15 protein-coding genes are annotated in these 14,773 nt (G+C 71.1%); 9 read left to right on the top strand and 6 right to left on the bottom strand.

Features of this window, described 5'->3' with window-relative positions:
- The first annotated feature begins 79 nt into the window (after positions 1-79).
- Genes QSK34_RS19595 through QSK34_RS19605 form a run of 3 tightly spaced genes read left to right on the top strand, consistent with a single transcriptional unit; the run spans position 80 to position 1,980 of the window.
- Entirely contained in the window at positions 80-739 is a 660-nt protein-coding gene (locus QSK34_RS19595) for a LuxR C-terminal-related transcriptional regulator (RefSeq protein WP_285585681.1), read from the top strand.
- Positions 736-1,815, top strand: coding sequence for a non-hydrolyzing UDP-N-acetylglucosamine 2-epimerase (gene wecB, locus QSK34_RS19600; protein ID WP_285585682.1), 1,080 nt, complete (start codon positions 736-738; stop codon positions 1,813-1,815). Before QSK34_RS19595 ends, wecB begins: the two co-directional genes overlap by 4 nt.
- A 9-nt stretch (positions 1,816-1,824) precedes the next feature.
- The gene (locus QSK34_RS19605) at positions 1,825-1,980 is read left to right on the top strand and encodes a hypothetical protein (RefSeq protein ID WP_285585683.1); all 156 of its coding nucleotides are present in this window, start codon (positions 1,825-1,827) and stop codon (positions 1,978-1,980) included.
- 20 nt (positions 1,981-2,000) lie between these two features.
- Here QSK34_RS19605 and QSK34_RS19610 read toward each other — a convergent pair whose 3' ends face one another.
- Together QSK34_RS19610 and QSK34_RS19615 are read right to left on the bottom strand one after the other, a co-directional pair.
- The gene (locus QSK34_RS19610; protein WP_285585684.1) at positions 2,001-3,368 is read right to left on the bottom strand and encodes an XrtP-associated glycosyltransferase; all 1,368 of its coding nucleotides are present in this window, start codon (positions 3,366-3,368) and stop codon (positions 2,001-2,003) included.
- A complete protein-coding gene (locus QSK34_RS19615) occupies positions 3,368-3,871 on the bottom strand; it encodes an archaeosortase/exosortase family protein (protein ID WP_285585686.1) in 504 nt (167 codons plus the stop codon). Before QSK34_RS19615 ends, QSK34_RS19610 begins: the two co-directional genes overlap by 1 nt.
- A 170-nt stretch (positions 3,872-4,041) precedes the next feature.
- On the opposite strand from QSK34_RS19615, the gene QSK34_RS19620 reads away from it, so the two are divergent.
- The 5 genes from QSK34_RS19620 (at position 4,042) to QSK34_RS19640 (ending at position 8,076) form a co-directional block, all read left to right on the top strand.
- The gene (locus QSK34_RS19620) at positions 4,042-4,773 is read left to right on the top strand and encodes a septum formation family protein (RefSeq protein WP_285585687.1); all 732 of its coding nucleotides are present in this window, start codon (positions 4,042-4,044) and stop codon (positions 4,771-4,773) included.
- Complete coding sequence (gene wsfD / locus QSK34_RS19625) at positions 4,770-6,419, top strand: glycan biosynthesis hexose transferase WsfD (RefSeq protein WP_285585688.1); 1,650 nt, start codon at positions 4,770-4,772, stop codon at positions 6,417-6,419. Before QSK34_RS19620 ends, wsfD begins: the two co-directional genes overlap by 4 nt.
- Before the next feature lie 132 nt (positions 6,420-6,551).
- On the top strand, positions 6,552-7,289 hold the full coding sequence (locus QSK34_RS19630; protein ID WP_030451737.1) for a FadR/GntR family transcriptional regulator: 738 nt from the start codon (positions 6,552-6,554) through the stop codon (positions 7,287-7,289).
- Positions 7,290-7,466: 177 nt separating this feature from the next.
- A complete protein-coding gene (locus tag QSK34_RS19635; protein ID WP_285585689.1) occupies positions 7,467-7,820 on the top strand; it encodes a DUF6247 family protein in 354 nt (117 codons plus the stop codon).
- The gene (locus tag QSK34_RS19640) at positions 7,813-8,076 is read left to right on the top strand and encodes a hypothetical protein (RefSeq protein ID WP_285585691.1); all 264 of its coding nucleotides are present in this window, start codon (positions 7,813-7,815) and stop codon (positions 8,074-8,076) included. The genes QSK34_RS19635 and QSK34_RS19640 overlap by 8 nt, the downstream gene beginning before the upstream one ends.
- A 69-nt stretch (positions 8,077-8,145) precedes the next feature.
- Here the strand turns inward: QSK34_RS19640 and katG are convergent, their stop codons facing one another.
- Together katG and QSK34_RS19650 are read right to left on the bottom strand one after the other, a co-directional pair.
- Positions 8,146-10,353 carry a catalase/peroxidase HPI gene (katG, locus tag QSK34_RS19645; RefSeq protein WP_285585693.1) on the bottom strand — a complete coding sequence of 736 codons (2,208 nt, stop codon included), beginning with the start codon at positions 10,351-10,353 and terminating at the stop codon, positions 8,146-8,148.
- Positions 10,354-10,373: 20 nt separating this feature from the next.
- A complete protein-coding gene (locus QSK34_RS19650; RefSeq protein ID WP_030451740.1) occupies positions 10,374-10,808 on the bottom strand; it encodes a Fur family transcriptional regulator in 435 nt (144 codons plus the stop codon).
- 71 nt (positions 10,809-10,879) lie between these two features.
- Here QSK34_RS19650 and QSK34_RS19655 point away from each other — a divergent pair, with 71 nt between their 5' ends.
- On the top strand, positions 10,880-11,596 hold the full coding sequence (locus QSK34_RS19655; RefSeq protein WP_285585694.1) for an alpha/beta hydrolase family protein: 717 nt from the start codon (positions 10,880-10,882) through the stop codon (positions 11,594-11,596).
- Positions 11,597-11,646: 50 nt separating this feature from the next.
- Here the strand turns inward: QSK34_RS19655 and QSK34_RS19660 are convergent, their stop codons facing one another.
- Positions 11,647-12,384 carry a neutral zinc metallopeptidase gene (locus QSK34_RS19660; protein WP_285585696.1) on the bottom strand — a complete coding sequence of 246 codons (738 nt, stop codon included), beginning with the start codon at positions 12,382-12,384 and terminating at the stop codon, positions 11,647-11,649.
- A gap of 84 nt (positions 12,385-12,468) precedes the next feature.
- Positions 12,469-14,772: a transketolase-like TK C-terminal-containing protein gene (locus QSK34_RS19665; protein WP_285585697.1), complete on the bottom strand. Its 2,304-nt coding sequence runs from the start codon at positions 14,770-14,772 to the stop codon at positions 12,469-12,471.
- Position 14,773: the final 1 nt, after the last annotated feature.

Consider the following 14,773-nt stretch of genomic DNA (forward strand, 5'->3'; position numbering starts at 1 on the left):
CACTCCAGAGAGTGAGTGTTGTGGCCCGTGCCCGGCTCGATTCGCTCGTTACATTGAGCGTCGAAGAACAGGAGCCGAAATGGGGACACGCGGAGCCGTCCGCCGGGAAACGTGCCAGATCGTCGTCGTCGACGAAGGCCCGCTCGCGCATCTCGCATTGCGTGCGTTTCTCCGGCAGGCCCCCGCATTCACGGTCGCCGCCTCCGCAATGACCGGGGCGGAAGGCCGTCGAATAATTTCTCGGCTTATGCCGGAAATCGTGATCTGCGAGGCGCGGATCGGCGACGACTGCGGCCTGGAACTGTGCCGCTGGATCGGCCTGGAGCATCCCGGCGTGATGCCGGTGGTGCTCACCTCGGTCGACGACGTGAACCTGGCGCGCGCGGCGCTCGACGCGGGGGCGCACGCGTACCTGCTGAAGTCCTCGCCGCTGGAGGACCTGCTGTTCCACCTGGAGCGGGTGGTCGAGGGCCAGGTCATCGTCGACGACCGGCTCGGGCGGTCGGCCGCCGGGCGCGGGGGCCACCGCACCCGCTTCGGTCTCAGCCCGCGCGAGCACGAAGTGCTGGAGGAGATCATCCTGGGCCTTGACAACCGGGCCATCGCCGGACGGCTCTGCATCGCCCACGAGACCGTGAAGACCCACGTCAAGTCGATCCTGCGCAAGATCGGCGCACGTGACCGGGCCCACGCCATCGCGGTCGTGCTCGGCGACGCGCGCACCGGGAGCGGCTGGTGAGCCGGGTCTGCGTGGTCGTCGGCACCCGGCCCGAGGCGATCAAGCTCGGGCCGGTCATCCCGGAACTGCGGGCCTTCGCCGGGGTCGACGTCGTGCACACCGGGCAGCACGACGGCGCGGTGGTGGGCGAGGTGCTCGCGCTGTTCGGGGCCGGAGTGTCCCACGAGCTGCGCCGCGAAGCGGCCACGCTGCCCGTGCTGACCGCCGAGGTCGTGCTCGGGCTCGACGAGGTGTTCGCGCGGCTCAGGCCCGATCTCGTGGTCGTCCAGGGAGACACGACGTCGGCGTTCGGCGGCGCGCTGGCGGCCTACCTGCGGCGCGTCCCGATCGCCCACGTCGAGGCGGGGCTGCGCAGCCACCGCCTCACCCCGTTCCCCGAGGAGGCCAACCGGCGGTTGATCGCGCCGCTGGCCGACCTGCACCTCGCGCCGACCGCCTCGGCCCGCGCGAACCTGCTCGCCGAGCGCATCCCGGCCGATCGGGTGCTGGTCACGGGGAACACGGTGGTCGACGCGCTGGCCGCCGTGCTGGCCGACCGGCCCGCGCCCCGGGACCGGCCGGTGGTGGTGATCACCGCGCACCGGCGCGAGTCGTGGGGCGAGCCCATGCGGCGCGTCGCCCGCGTCGCCGACCGGCTCGCCGCCGCCCATCCCGGCGTCGACTTCGTCGTCGCCACCCATCTCAACCCGGCGGTACGCCAGGTGTTCGACCAGGTGGTGCGCCCCCGGGCCAACATCCGGTGCGTGCCGCCGATGCCCTACCGGGAGTTCGCCCGGTTGCTGGCCGTCAGCGCGCTGGCGATCACCGACTCGGGCGGCGTCCAGGAGGAGGCCGCCGCGCTCGGCCTGCCGGTGCTGGTCATGCGCGACTCCACCGAACGCGTCGAGGCCCTCGACGACGGCGGGGCCCACCTGGTCGGCACCGACGAAGAACTGGTCACCAAGACCGCCGGCCTGTTCCTCCAGTCGGCCGTGGCCGGCCGGGTCAGGCACGTCGCCCCCTGCCACTACGGCGACGGCCACGCCGCCGCCCGCGTGGCCAGGGCGTGCGCCGAACTCATCCACTCCGAGAACTGAGGTGTCATCGTGTACGGATCCTGGGGGCACGGCCCCCGCTGGCAGACCGGCGTCCCGTTGGCCGTTCTGCCGTTCACCGGAATTCCCCTGGCCGTGCTGATCGTGCTGGCGGCCGTCCTGATCGTGGGCGGCGCTTTGTTGTTCAGAATGCACAAGGTGCGATAGCCGCCGAAACGGCCCGGGATTCACATCTCCCGGGCCACCGGTGTGCCCGCGACATGGGCCTCGGCGTTTCTCCGGGTTTTCGCCCAGCCGCTCCGGCCGCGAATGATCCGCCAGAACGCGCGCCAGGACGTCAGATAGAAGTTGTAAATGTAGAACGCGTAAGCGATCCCGTAGAGCAGGCTTCTGCCCAGCCCGACCCGGGGTTCGCAGCGCCACCAGTAGAGCGGCCCCCAGATGAGGAACGGCAGAATGCCGAACGTGCCGTAGATGGCGAAAAGGATCCAGCCGCCCTCGACCAGCCACCACGTCATCCTGGCCGGGTCGGCGATCACCCGGCCGGCCAGATAGATCATCGGGATCGGGTAGACGAGCGTGCCGAGGAGCTGCATCCACGGCTGCGCCAGGTAATAGAGCACTTCGAGCGCGCCGAGGCTGCTGAACCGGGCCGACCGCCAGATCCGCGGCAGGTACTTGGCGCACTGCATGGTGCCCTGCCCCCAGCGGGTGCGCTGGGTGATGAGCCGCCGGAACGACCAGAGGCCCTCCTGCTCGACCCATGTGTCGGGGGTGTACTCGTTGCGCTCCCCCGCCAGCAGGAGCTGCACGCCGAGCTCGAAGTCCTCCAGCAGTGAGCCGCCCCACGGTCGTCTTCCCGCACCGGCGACCTTGTCGAGCGCGCTCAGCCGCGTGAGCTGGCCGTTGCCGCCCATCGCGACCGTTCCGCTGCGCCGCCGGCCGAGCTGGATGGCCGAGATCGGGCCGCGGAACTCCAGGTCCTGCATCCGGACCAGCAGCCGCCCGAACGCGTTCCGGAACCGGCCGCGCTCCGGGCACGGGTTCCGGTCGTCGCGGTTGATCATCCACACGTCGATCTGGACGGCCCCGATCGCCGGGTCGGCGAACAACTTCTCGCCCGCGCACACGCTCAGCATGTTCGGGGCGGGCCGCCCGTCGGCGTCCAGTACGCAGACCACGTGCCGGGTGCGGTCGGCGTCCGGCGGGAGGAAGTCGTCGAGCGCGTGGTAGGCGGCGTTCAGGGCGTCGCCCTTCCCGGTCCGCGCCTCCGGGCGCTTTCGCGACACCAGGTGGATCCGGGCGTCGTCCCGGGCGATCTCCTCGACGATGCGGGCCGTGTCGTCGTCGGAGGCGTCGTCCACCACCCACACGTTGACGTGGGAGAACCGTTCGCGCAGGTAGCGCAGGGTCGGCCCGATGACGGCGGCCTCGTCGCGGCACGGGATGAACAGGTGCCACTCGAACGCGGCCGGGTTGCCCGCCGGGTCGGGCCGCTGCCGCAGATAGGGCCGGACGATCGTCAGGACGTAGGTGAGGAAGGTGACGCTGAGGAACAGCGCGAACGCCTGGGTCAGCCCGAGCAGGTAGCCCATCAGCGCCGCACCCCCCGCATCGTCAGCAGCACGTACGCCACCAGCGCCGCCCCGATGCCGAACACGCTGATCATCGAGCCGACCATGGTGTGTCCCCAGTAGTAGCCGGGGTCGAAGCCCAGCCCCTTGATCAGCACCACGAGGGCGAGGATGCGCACCTGGTTGGTGGCGAACAGCAGGACGACGGCGACGGCCAGCGCGACCAGCGGCCAGACGCTCGTCCGCCGCGACAACCAGAGGATCAGGATCGTGACCCCGAGCAGCGGCACGATCAGGAACCCGGACGTGCACTCGGGCGAGATCCGCAACCCGACCGCGTCACCGGTCTCCTCGTTGAACGACATGACCGCCAGCACCGAGTTGACCGCCGTCTCGGTCCGCGCCACCGCCGCGACCACGTGAGAGGCGAGCACCGCCTCCCAGCCCCGCATCCGGTCGTCGATCAGCAGCACCGCCAGGAGCAGCGCCCCCAGCACCCCCGAAAGGCCTACCCGAACGGCCATGTTCCCCCCTCTAGAACGACCTGCAACCTAGCCCTCGCGCCGGTCCGGCCACCTCAGCCGCGCGTGAGGGCTCACTCGGCAGGGTCAGTCACCGCGCGTCCTCCGCGCCCCCGGACTGGTCGGCTTGTTACGGTGCCGCGAGTTTTCCCTGACGCCCCCCAGGAGGTCCCGTGGGCAAGACCGTGTTTCTCTGGGGCAGATTCACCGTGCTGCTGGTCGCGACGGCGTGCGCCGCCCCGGCGACCACACACCCGAGCGCGGCCATGCCCGTCGGCAGCTGCCACGTGATGTCCCAGCCCGAGGAGCTGTACGCCCTGAGCGACGTCCGGCCACCCGTTCCGTGCACCCAGCCGCACCAGACCGAGACCTACCTGGTCACCCGGTTGTCCGGCCCGATGGCCGACACCCCGATCCGCCCCCCGCACGAGCTGCTGGTCCCGATGGTCACGGCCGGTTGCGACTACCGCCCGATCCGCCCCTACCTGGCCGCCGGCCCGCACGACGCCCAGTGGGGCGTCTCGGTCTGGGGCAAGGTCCCCACCCCCGACGAGTGGGCCGCCGGCGACCGCACCCTCCGCTGCGACCTGCTGGTCCCGACGACCCACCCGAACGGCGGCCCGGTCCTGACGGCCCCCCTGCGCGGCATCATGAACCGCCCGGAGTCGGCGGCCATCCGCCGCTGCAACCTCGACGGCCGCGACGTCCAGTGCTCCCTCCCCCACGAGTGGGAGTGGGTCGAACCACAGGGCCTGACCAGAAACCGCTGCCGCGCCAACGCGGCGATGTTCGCCGGACGGCTACGCGGCCTGCGCATCCGCCTCGGCCCGGACCGGTCGTGCTGGGTGGGCCAGGAACGCCACCACATCACGGTCGGCACCCTCCGCGAGGGAATGGCCGCATGACCCTCGACCAGCAGGACACGGGCGGCCCGGTGGCATGGGGCGACCGCTACCCCGAAACCGCCGAACCACGGAGACGCGGGCTGACCCGGCTGCTGCGGCGCTGGAGACGTCCGGGCGGCAGGGCGCGGAAGCGGCGGTTGTCCTCGCTGCTGGCACGTCGGGGCGGCGGTCGAACTCGGGCCGGCTCGGAGGCTCTTCCACGAACCCGACGGGCCGGGGTTCGGCGGCACCCGCAGGTGGCCGTGGTGGTCGGGGTCGTGTGGGCGGCGGTCATGCAGGTTCGGCTGTTTCTCGGGGGACATGTCGGGCTTGCCGGGTTCGGTGAGAACCTGCCCTGCCGGCTCGGCCTGGCCAACTTCCGCAACCCCGCGCTGGCCGGGTGGGAGCACGTACAGCCGACCTGGATCGCGCACACGTGGACGGGTGAGAGCTGCCCGCCCGAGTTCTCGACCGCCCTGTTCGCGCAGGCGGCCGGGAAGTGGCTGACGCCGCTGCTCGGCTACCCGGGGGCGCTCGACCTGCGGGCGCTCGGGGTCGTGTTCGGGCTGCTCGTCGGGGTGGTCTGCGGGCTGCTCGTCGCCGTCGTGCCGGGGCGGCCGCTGGTCCGGGTGGGGTTCGCCTCGGCGGTCGGGCTCCTGTACGCCGACGCCGCGTTCGCCGGGTACCTCATCTCCCCCCACGCCGAACCGACCGCGCTCGTGGCTGCCGGGTTCCTCGTCGTGGCGCTGCTGTCGGTGTGGGAGCGGCCGACGGCGCCGAGGGTGGTGGCGACGGCGGTCCCGGCGCTGCTCGTGATCGGGGCGCGGCCGGAGTATGTGACGTTCGTGCCCGTGATCGCGTTCGCGCTGCTCTGGGTGCCGGGCCGCCGGATCGTGGCGCTGATGGTCGCCACCTGGATCGCCGGTCTCGGCGTCTTCCACGTCGTCACCGAGGCCACGTTCGACGACCACAGGGCCGTGTTCCAGACCATCCTGCACGACGACCCCACGGCCGCCGCCGACCTCGCGTCGCTGGGCCTGGACCCGGCGCTCGCCCCGGCCGCCGGCCTGTCGCGCGACGACGCGGCCTGGGCCTTCTTCGCCGACCGGTATCACCGCACCGCCCACCCCTCCCCTCTCCGGGTCGCCGGGTTCTACGCGACGCATCCGTGGCACCTGATCCGTACCGTCGGATGGGGTCTCCAGGGCGTCGCCGGTCTCCGCCCCAACTATCTGGGCTCCTACCCGGAAGGCGCGGGGAAGCCGGAGGGCGGGCAGGAGCACCGGATCACCGTCTACTCGGCGATCTGGGAGGTCTTCCGCGCGGGCCCGCTGCTGGTGCCGGTGCTCTGGATCGTGACGGCCGGGGCCGGATGGCTGGTGGTGCGCCGCCGCTCCCTGACCCCGTCGGAGAAGGCGACGGGACGCCTGGCGGTGGTCCTCCCGGCGGCCGCGCTGGCCCAGTTCGCCGTGGTCGTGCTCGTCCACGGCCGGGTGGAGACGGTCAGGCACATGGCCATGACGAGCTGGCTCACCGCGATGTGCCTCCCGGTCGCAGCCGTGGCCGTCACGCTGGTGCTGACCCGGCTGCGTCCGGTCCCGCGCTGGCAGCACCGCCACGAATCATGCGCATCGATTCATTCTCAAATGGACGAGATAAAAGGTTGATGCTCCGCCTCATCCCGTATGTGAGAAACTAACGGGGCCCGAGTTGTGACGGCGTCTCCCTCATGGGTGGAAATCCCAAAGCCGTCCTCGAGCGAGGGCGTCATCGCGTTTCGCTCTCGGAGGTCATGAGAAATGGCTCAGGTGTCACTGCGTCCGCAGAAGACGGCCATGCTGGTCGCGCAGCGCATCGTGGCGGACATCAACCGCCGGGGCAACACGATCGGCGACCGGCTCCCTCCCGAACGCGCCATGCTCGACACCTATGAAGTCGGCCGCGGCACCCTCCGGGAATCGCTGCGTTTCCTCGAACTCCAGGGTGTGCTTTCGCTCAAGCCCGGCCCCGGCGGCGGCCCGGTCGTCCAGCAACCCGACGCGACCAGCCTCGTCACCACGCTGACCCTGCTCCTGCAGTTCGAGAACGCCCCCTTCCGCACGGTCGCCGAGGCCCGCGCGGCACTGGAGCCGATGATGGCCCGGCTGGCGGCCGAGAGAATGGCCGACGAACAACTCGCGGCGCTGAAGTCGAGCGTCGACGACATGCGCGCCGGCCTCTCCGACCAGAGCGTGTTCCTGGCCGAGAACAAACGATTCCACGACATCATCGCCCACGGCTCCGGCAACACCATGTTCGGCTACCTGATCGACGCGCTACTGGGAATCCTCGACGGTTCCGCCATCGGAATCGACTATCCGGAAGTGCGCCGTTCGGCCGTCCACCGCGCCCACGTGAAGATTTACGAGGCCATCCGCGACCGTTCCCCCGAGAAGTCGGCCGAGGCCATGGCCGCCCACATCGACGAGTACGTGAAATACGCCGAACGCAAATTCCCCGAGGTGCTGGCCGCCCCGATCGTGTGGGGCACGGTCTAGCGGACGCCGATCCCCAGCCGTGAGATCAGCCCCGAAGCGTCGAGGTCGACTGGCCACGTGTTCGCGGCGGGCCCGATCATGCGCCGCCGCTACGAGGGCGGCGGCGCCCGGTCAAGTGCCTGAACACCGTCGGCCGACGGCGATACGGTGAGATGAGTTCCCAGTTGGAGGTCGCCGATGTCCACTCCGCGTCACGATGACGAGGCCCTCATCCCTCAGCCGCCGATGACGACGGCGGCGCTGCGGGCCGCGGTGGCCCAGATCGCCCCCGCTCATCTGGGTCAGTTCGTCGAACATCTCGATCAGGCGACGGAGCAGGCCGCGCGGCAGAGCACGGTCGCACCGCTTCTCGGGTTCCTCCGGCAATGGGCCGAGTTCGTGGCCATCCACCGCCACCCCGTCACGGCCGCCCGCCTGCACGATCTGGAGCGGCAGGTGGCCGTCGCCACCGACCGGCAGACGGTGACGGTCCTGCTGGCCGAGATCCGCGCCATTACCGACGCCGCCCGCGGTGACGCCACCGATGAGTGACGCCTGGACCTGGGAGTACGATCCCGACGAGGAAAGCGTCGCCCACGGGCTGCCCGCCCCGGTCCTGGCCGAGGTCGAACGGCTGGGCGATCAGCTCGCGATTCTGGGACGGGACGCCGCCACCGCGGGCAGAGGCCCTCTGCACGGCGGAGGACTGCGAACGCTCGACCTGTTCGGCGGCCGGGGCTTCCTGAATTTCATCGTCGCCGACCAACTCCAACTGGTGCTGGTCGTCCGCGTCACCTGGCTCGACTGAAAAACACCCCGGCACGCCGAAAAGGGCCGGCCCGGGTGGATCCCGGGCCGGCCCCTTTCAGATGTCAGGTCAGACCAGGTCGAACCGGTCGAGGTTCATGACCTTGACCCAGGCCTTCACGAAGTCGGCGACGAACTTCTCGCCGGCGTCGTCGCTCGCGTAGACCTCGGCCAGCGCGCGGAGCTCGGAGTTCGAGCCGAACACCAGGTCGGCGCGGGTGCCCGTCCACTTGACCTCGCCGGTCGCGGCGTCGCGGCCCTCGAAGGTGGTCTGGTCCTCCGACGTCGACTTCCACGTCGTGCCCAGGTCGAGCAGGTTGACGAAGAAGTCGTTGGTCAGGGTGCCGGGGCGGGTGGTGAAGACGCCCTGCGCCGACTGGCCCGTGTTGGCGCCGAGCACACGCAGGCCGCCGACCAGGACGGTCATCTCGGGCGCGCTCAGGGTCAGCAGGTTGGCGCGGTCGAGCAGCAGGTACTCCGCCGGGTAGCGGTTGCCCTTGCCGTAGTAGTTCCGGAAGCCGTCGGCGGTCGGCTCCAGGGCGGCGAACGACTCGACGTCGGTCTGCTCCTGGGTCGCGTCGACGCGGCCCGGGGTGAACGGGACCTCGACGGTGTAACCGGCGTCGCGGGCGGCCTGCTCGACGGCGGCCGAACCGGCCAGCACGATCAGGTCGGCCAGGGAGACCGGCTTGCCGAACGACGCCTGGATGCCCTCAAGGGTGCTGAGCACGCTGGCGAGCTGGTCGGGGTCGTTGACCTCCCAGCCGATCTGCGGCTGGAGGCGGATGCGGGCGCCGTTGGCGCCGCCGCGCTTGTCGCTGCCGCGGAACGAGGAGGCCGAGGCCCACGCCGCCGAGACGAGCTGCGGGACCGACAGGCCCGAGTCGAGGATCTTGGCCTTCAGGTCCGCCACGTCGGCGTCGGAGAGCAGGTCACCGGTGCGCGCCGGGAGCGGGTCCTGCCAGAGGAGCACCTCGCTGGGGACCTCGGGGCCGAGGTAGCGCACGACCGGGCCCATGTCGCGGTGGGTCAGCTTGTACCAGGCGCGGGCGAAGGCGTCGGCGAACTCGGCGGGGTTCTCCAGGTAGCGACGGGAGATCTGCTCGTAGATCGGGTCGACGCGCAGGGCGAGGTCGGTCGTCAGCATCGTCGGGGCGTGCCGCTTGGCCGGGTCGTGGGCGTCGGGGACGGTGCCCTGGCCCGCGCCGTCCTTCGGACGCCACTGGTTGGCGCCGGCGGGGCTCTTGAACAGCTCCCACTCGTAGCCGAAGAGGATCTCGAAGAAGTCGTTGGTCCACTGGGTGGGCTTGGTCGTCCAGATGCCCTCGAGACCACTGGTGATCGTGTCGGCGCCCTTGCCGGTGCCGAACGTGTTGCGCCAGCCGAGGCCCTGCTCCTCGATCGAGGCGGCCTCGGGGTCGGCGCCGACGTGGTCGGCCGGGCCCGCGCCGTGGGTCTTGCCGAAGGTGTGGCCACCGGCGATGAGGGCGACGGTCTCCTCGTCGTTCATGGCCATGCGGCGGAAGGTCTCGCGGATGTCGCGGGCGGCGGCCAGCGGGTCGGGGTTGCCGTTGGGGCCCTCGGGGTTGACGTAGATGAGGCCCATCTGGACGGCGCCGAGCGGGCTCTCCAGGTTGCGGTCACCGGTGTAGCGCTTGTCGTCGAGCCAGACCGACTCGGGGCCCCAGTAGACGTCCTCCTCGGGCTCCCACACGTCGGCGCGGCCGCCGGCGAAGCCGAAGGTCTGGAAGCCCATGGTCTCCAGGGCGACGTTGCCGGTGAGGATCAGCAGGTCGGCCCAGGAGATGCTCTGGCCGTACTTCTTCTTGACCGGCCACAGCAGACGGCGGGCCTTGTCGAGGTTGCCGTTGTCGGGCCAGGAGTTCAGCGGCGCGAAGCGCTGCTGGCCGGCGCCGGCGCCGCCGCGGCCGTCGTGGATGCGGTAGGTGCCCGCGCTGTGCCACGCCATGCGGACCATGAAGGGGCCGTAGTTGCCGAAGTCGGCGGGCCACCAGTCCTGGGAGGTCGTCAGCACCTCGGCGATGTCGCGCTTGACGGCCGCGAGGTCGAGGGCGTTGAAGGCGGCGGCGTAGTCGAAGTCGTCGCCGAGGGGGTTCGCGACGGCCGGGTTCTTCGCGAGGATCTTCAGGTTGAGCCGCTCCGGCCACCACTGGCGGTTGCCGCCGCCCTGGGTCGGGTGGGCCGCGCGCACGTGCGCGACCGGGCAGGCGCCCTCATCCTTCGCGTCGGTGACGATGGCGTCGTGGTTCTCGGACATCCAAATCCTTCCGGACTATCTCAGCTCGCAGTGGCGGAACAGCTGGGGCAGCGGCCCCAATAGATGACCTCGGCCTCGTCGATCGTGAAACCGTGGGTCTCGGACGCGGTCAGACACGGCACCTCACCCACGGCGCAGTCGACGTCGGCGACGGCGCCGCACGACCGGCAGACGATGTGGTGATGGTTGTCTCCGACGCGTCCCTCGAACCGGGCCGGGCTCCCGGCCGGTTCGATCCGGCGAACCAGCCCCGCCGCGGTCAACGCGTGCAGGGCCTCGTATACGGCTTGGAGGGAGACGTGACCGACTCGATCACGGACGCCCGAGGCGATGTCTTCGACGCCGAGGTGGTTGCCACCCCGCACGGTCTCCAGCAGCGCGACCCGGGCTGCCGTCACCCGCAGTCCCGCCCCGCGCAACTCCTCCGCGATGGTCTGGCTCTTGGGTGCCGTCATGACGTCCAACTTACCGCCCTAAACACGAACGATACAAGTTTATGAATCATCCAACCGAAGGATTCCGGCTCATGCCCCGACTCGCCGTCCTGATCGTGCTCGCCCTGCTCACCGGGTGTGGCGTCGCGCCCGACAGCCCGCTCGCCGACCAGTGCGACACCGTGCCGCCCGGCGCCGAACGGGTGGTCCTGCGGGCCGCATCGGGTGTACGGCTGGGCGCGGCGGTGGTGGGGCCGCCCGACGCCCCGGTCGGGATGGCGGTCGCCCACGGGGCCGGCCACACGCTCTGCGACTGGTTGCCGGCGATGTCGGCGCTCGCCGAGAGGCTGCGCGTACGGGTGATCGTCCCCGACCGCCGCGGCACCGGCTCCAGCGAGGGCGACGGGGAGGTGGGCGAGCTGGCCGCCGACCTGCAGACGGCCCTGACCTGGCTGCACGACCAGGGCGCGACCAGGCTGGCCGCCCTGGGCAGCTCCTACGGCGGCCCGATCGCGGTGCTGGCCGCCCAGCGGGCGACCTCTCTGCCGATGTGCGTCGCGATCGCGGTCTCGCCGCTGACCGGCATCGAGGGCGGCGTGGCGCCGCTGGCCGAGGACAAGCCGGTCCCGAGCCTGTGGACGGTCGCCGAGACCGCCTTCGGGCCCAACGCGACGGCCCTGTTCGAGAAGATCCCGCAGGCCACGAAGGGGCGGCTCAAGATCCTGCCGGTCGACGACCACAGCCTCGGCCTGCTCCGCGGCCACCCCGAGGCGATGACCTTCGTCGAAGACGCCCTGCGTACCTGCTGAACGGGAAAGGGCGGTCCGCCCGCGGGCGGACCGCCCTCACACGCCTCCCGTCAGGCCACCCGCGAGCGCGGGGCGCCCCAGGTGTTGCACGACCCCGGGCTCGCGGTGGTCCAGCCCCGCTTCAGCCAGTAGGCGTTGTTCGGGCCGTTGCCGTGGTCCGGCGGCGCGCCCGCCTTGTCACCGCCGTTCTTGCGGTACCACTCGAACTCGTAGTCCATGTTCTGGGCGATGCCCGGCACCGAGCCGCTGACGCTGCGCAGGAACGCCCCCGCGAAGCACTGCGCCTGGAGTTCGAGGCGGCGCGAGGTCTCGTTCCCGGGCACCTGCAGGGAGTAGGCCCGGATCCCGGCCAGCCCCTGGATGTGGTGGCCGTACTCGTGCGCGAGCAGCTCCGCGCCCCACAACCCGTAGCCGTTCTTGACCGGCGTGCTCCACAGGTAGATGTAGAGCGTCTCGGAGTTGTAGCAGTAGTAGCCCACGAACCGGGCCGGGAACTTGCCGCACGAGGTGTTGCCGCGCGTGTTGACCACGACCATCTTGGGCGCGCGGAACTTCTTGCCCGCCTGGGCGAACGACTTGCGCCAGGCGGTGGCCAGGCAGGTGTTCACCTTGATCAGATAGGCGCGATAGGAAGCACGGCTGCCGGCCCTCGGCGACCCCGCACCGCAGTTGACCGTGCCGAACTTCGTCTTGTACAGCGGATTCGCCGTCGCCACGGACTTGGGCACGAACGCCTTGGCCTCGGCCTGGGCCGGAGACGCCAGCACGGCCCCCGCCGTGATCAGCATTGCGGCGACAACGAAATAGCGAGTAATTCTCGTCACGAGTCCGAAATGGTAGGGCTTATGACATCGATCCAAGCTGCGAACACCTCAACCTGACACATCCAGGACAGCCCCAACGATGGCGTCCGCGTCGATCCCGTGGTACCGGTAAACCGACTCTAGATCGCCGGACTGCCCGAATCGGGTCACTCCGAGATGACGCGCCTTGACGTTGTTGATTCCGGCCAGGAACGCCAGCGTGTGTGGGTGCCCGTCCAGGACGGTGACCATCGGCGCGGCGCGGTGCGCCGGGAAGGCCGCGTCGAGCACCCAGGTCGCGCCGTCCTCCCGTCCGGCCCTGGCCTGGGTGGCGGTGAACAGCAACCCGGGGCTGGTGACGCAGACGACGTCGGCGCGGATCCCGAGCCGCTGCAGCCGCTCGGCGGCCGAGAGCGCCTCAGGGACGGTCGCGCCCATCGCCACGATCGTGACCGCCGGGGCGTCAGGGGCCTTGCGCAGCAGGTAGGCGCCCGCCACCGCCTGCCTGCGCCGCCGCTCCCGGACCGCCGGGTCGGCGGGCACGTCGGCCAGCGACTGGTCGACCGGGCGGGTCGACAGGCGCAGGTAGGCCGACCTGCCGTCGGGACGGCCCAGCCTGGCCAGCGAGGCCAGCAGGGTCCACTCGACGTCGATGGCGAACGCGGGCTCGTACGTGACGCACCCCGGCTGTTCCAGGCCGAGCGACGGCGTGGTGATCGACTGGTGCGCGCCGCCCTCCGGGGCCAGCGTGACCCCCGACGGGGTGCCGACCAGGATCGACTGGCCGCCCGCGTAGATGCCGAACGACCACGGCTCGTGGGCGCGCTGGACGAACGGGTCGTAGAGCACCCCGATCGGCAGCAGCGGCTGCCCCCACCGCGACCAGGTCGCGCCGAGCTCGCCCAGCAGCCCGACGAGGTTGGTTTCGGCGATGCCGAGTTCGATGTGCTGGCCGGTGGGCCGCTCACGCCAGTGCAGGATCGTCTCGGGGTCGTCGGCGAACCAGTCGACCTGCTCGGTCGCCGACCAGACCCCGACCTTGTTGACCCAGCCGCCGAGGTTGGTCGACGAACTGACGTCGGGGCTGAGCGTCACGACCCGGCGGGCCGCCTCGGGGGCCGACCGCGTGAGGTCGAGCAGGGTGCGGCCCAGCGCCGCCTGGGTGGTCGCGGTGCCGGCCGGGATGCGGCCGAAGTCGGTGGGCACCTCGGGCGGGGTCATCGTGGCGACCGGCGGGCGCTTCAGTGCGGCCCCGACCTCGGCGCAGAACCGGGCCTCGGGCGAGTCGGCGGGGAAGCCCGCCCACGGGTCGCCGGGGTCGGCGCCGACCCGCTCGGCGAGCTCGGCGAGCTGCTCGGCGGTCAGCAGGGAGCTGTGGTTCTGCGGGTGCCCCTCGACCGCGAGGCCGTGCCCCTTGATCGTGTACGCGAAGATCACCGTCGGCCGGGTGTCGTCGATCGCCGCGAAGGCCTGGTTGAGCGCCGGGAAGTCGTGCCCGCCGAGGTTCCTGACCGCGCGGGTGAGCGTGTCATCGTCCAGCGTCTTGAGGAGCGTGTCGATCTCGGGGTCGCCGGCGGGCAGCCGCTCGCGGAGCTGGTCCGGGGTGCAGCGCAGCAGGCGCTGGTATTCGGGGTTGGGCATGGCGTCGATGCGGGTGCGCAGCGCCTCGCCGCCCTCCTGCCGGAACAGCGACTCCAGCAGGGCGCCGTACTTGACGGTGATGACCTGCCAGCCCGCCGCGGCGAACATGCCCTGCAGGCGCGGGGCGCCCAGCGCCGGGACCACGCGGTCGAGCGACTGGCGGTTGAGGTCGACGATCCAGACGATCTCCCCCAGGCCCGCCACCATCGGGTCGCCGATCGCCTCCCAGACCGCTCCCTCGTCGAGCTCGGCGTCGCCGACCAGCGAGTACTGGCGGCCCGCGCCGCCGCCCGACGTCATCGAGTCGACGTAGCGGCGGGCCAGCGCGCCCCAGATCGGGGCGGTGGCGCCGATGCCGACCGAGCCGGTCGAGTAGTCGACCTGGTCGGGGTCCTTGGCGCGGCTGGGGTAGGACTGCAGGCCGCCGAACTCGCGCAGCGTCGTGAGGTAGCGCCGGTCGAGGTCGCCCAGCAGGTAGTTGACGGCGTGCAGGACCGGCGAGGCGTGCGGCTTGACCGACACGCGGTCTTCGGGCCTCAGGTGGCGGAACCACAACTCGGTCATGATCGAGACCATCGACGCCGACGACGCCTGGTGGCCGCCCACCTTCAGGCCCGTGCGGTTGGGGCGCACCCGGTTGGCGTGGTGGACGATCGCCATGGAGAGCCAGAGAACCCGGCGTTCGACGGCTTTGAGGACATCAGTGTCGTTCGACCACAATTCTCGCTGCACG

Source organism: Herbidospora sp. NBRC 101105, from assembly GCF_030269205.1.
Taxonomy (GTDB): Bacteria; Actinomycetota; Actinomycetes; order Streptosporangiales; family Streptosporangiaceae; genus Herbidospora; species Herbidospora solisilvae.

Coding starts and splice junctions, on each gene's coding strand:
- QSK34_RS19660 (WP_285585696.1), bottom strand. CDS start 12,384: ATGCTGATCACGGCGGGGGCCGTGCTGGCGTCTCCGGCCCAGGCCGAG.
- QSK34_RS19615 (WP_285585686.1), bottom strand. CDS start 3,871: ATGGCCGTTCGGGTAGGCCTTTCGGGGGTGCTGGGGGCGCTGCTCCTG.
- QSK34_RS19630 (WP_030451737.1), top strand. CDS start 6,552: ATGGCTCAGGTGTCACTGCGTCCGCAGAAGACGGCCATGCTGGTCGCG.
- QSK34_RS19610 (WP_285585684.1), bottom strand. CDS start 3,368: ATGGGCTACCTGCTCGGGCTGACCCAGGCGTTCGCGCTGTTCCTCAGC.
- wsfD (WP_285585688.1), top strand. CDS start 4,770: ATGACCCTCGACCAGCAGGACACGGGCGGCCCGGTGGCATGGGGCGAC.
- katG (WP_285585693.1), bottom strand. CDS start 10,353: ATGTCCGAGAACCACGACGCCATCGTCACCGACGCGAAGGATGAGGGC.
- QSK34_RS19635 (WP_285585689.1), top strand. CDS start 7,467: ATGTCCACTCCGCGTCACGATGACGAGGCCCTCATCCCTCAGCCGCCG.
- QSK34_RS19595 (WP_285585681.1), top strand. CDS start 80: ATGGGGACACGCGGAGCCGTCCGCCGGGAAACGTGCCAGATCGTCGTC.
- QSK34_RS19650 (WP_030451740.1), bottom strand. CDS start 10,808: ATGACGGCACCCAAGAGCCAGACCATCGCGGAGGAGTTGCGCGGGGCG.
- QSK34_RS19655 (WP_285585694.1), top strand. CDS start 10,880: ATGCCCCGACTCGCCGTCCTGATCGTGCTCGCCCTGCTCACCGGGTGT.
- QSK34_RS19640 (WP_285585691.1), top strand. CDS start 7,813: ATGAGTGACGCCTGGACCTGGGAGTACGATCCCGACGAGGAAAGCGTC.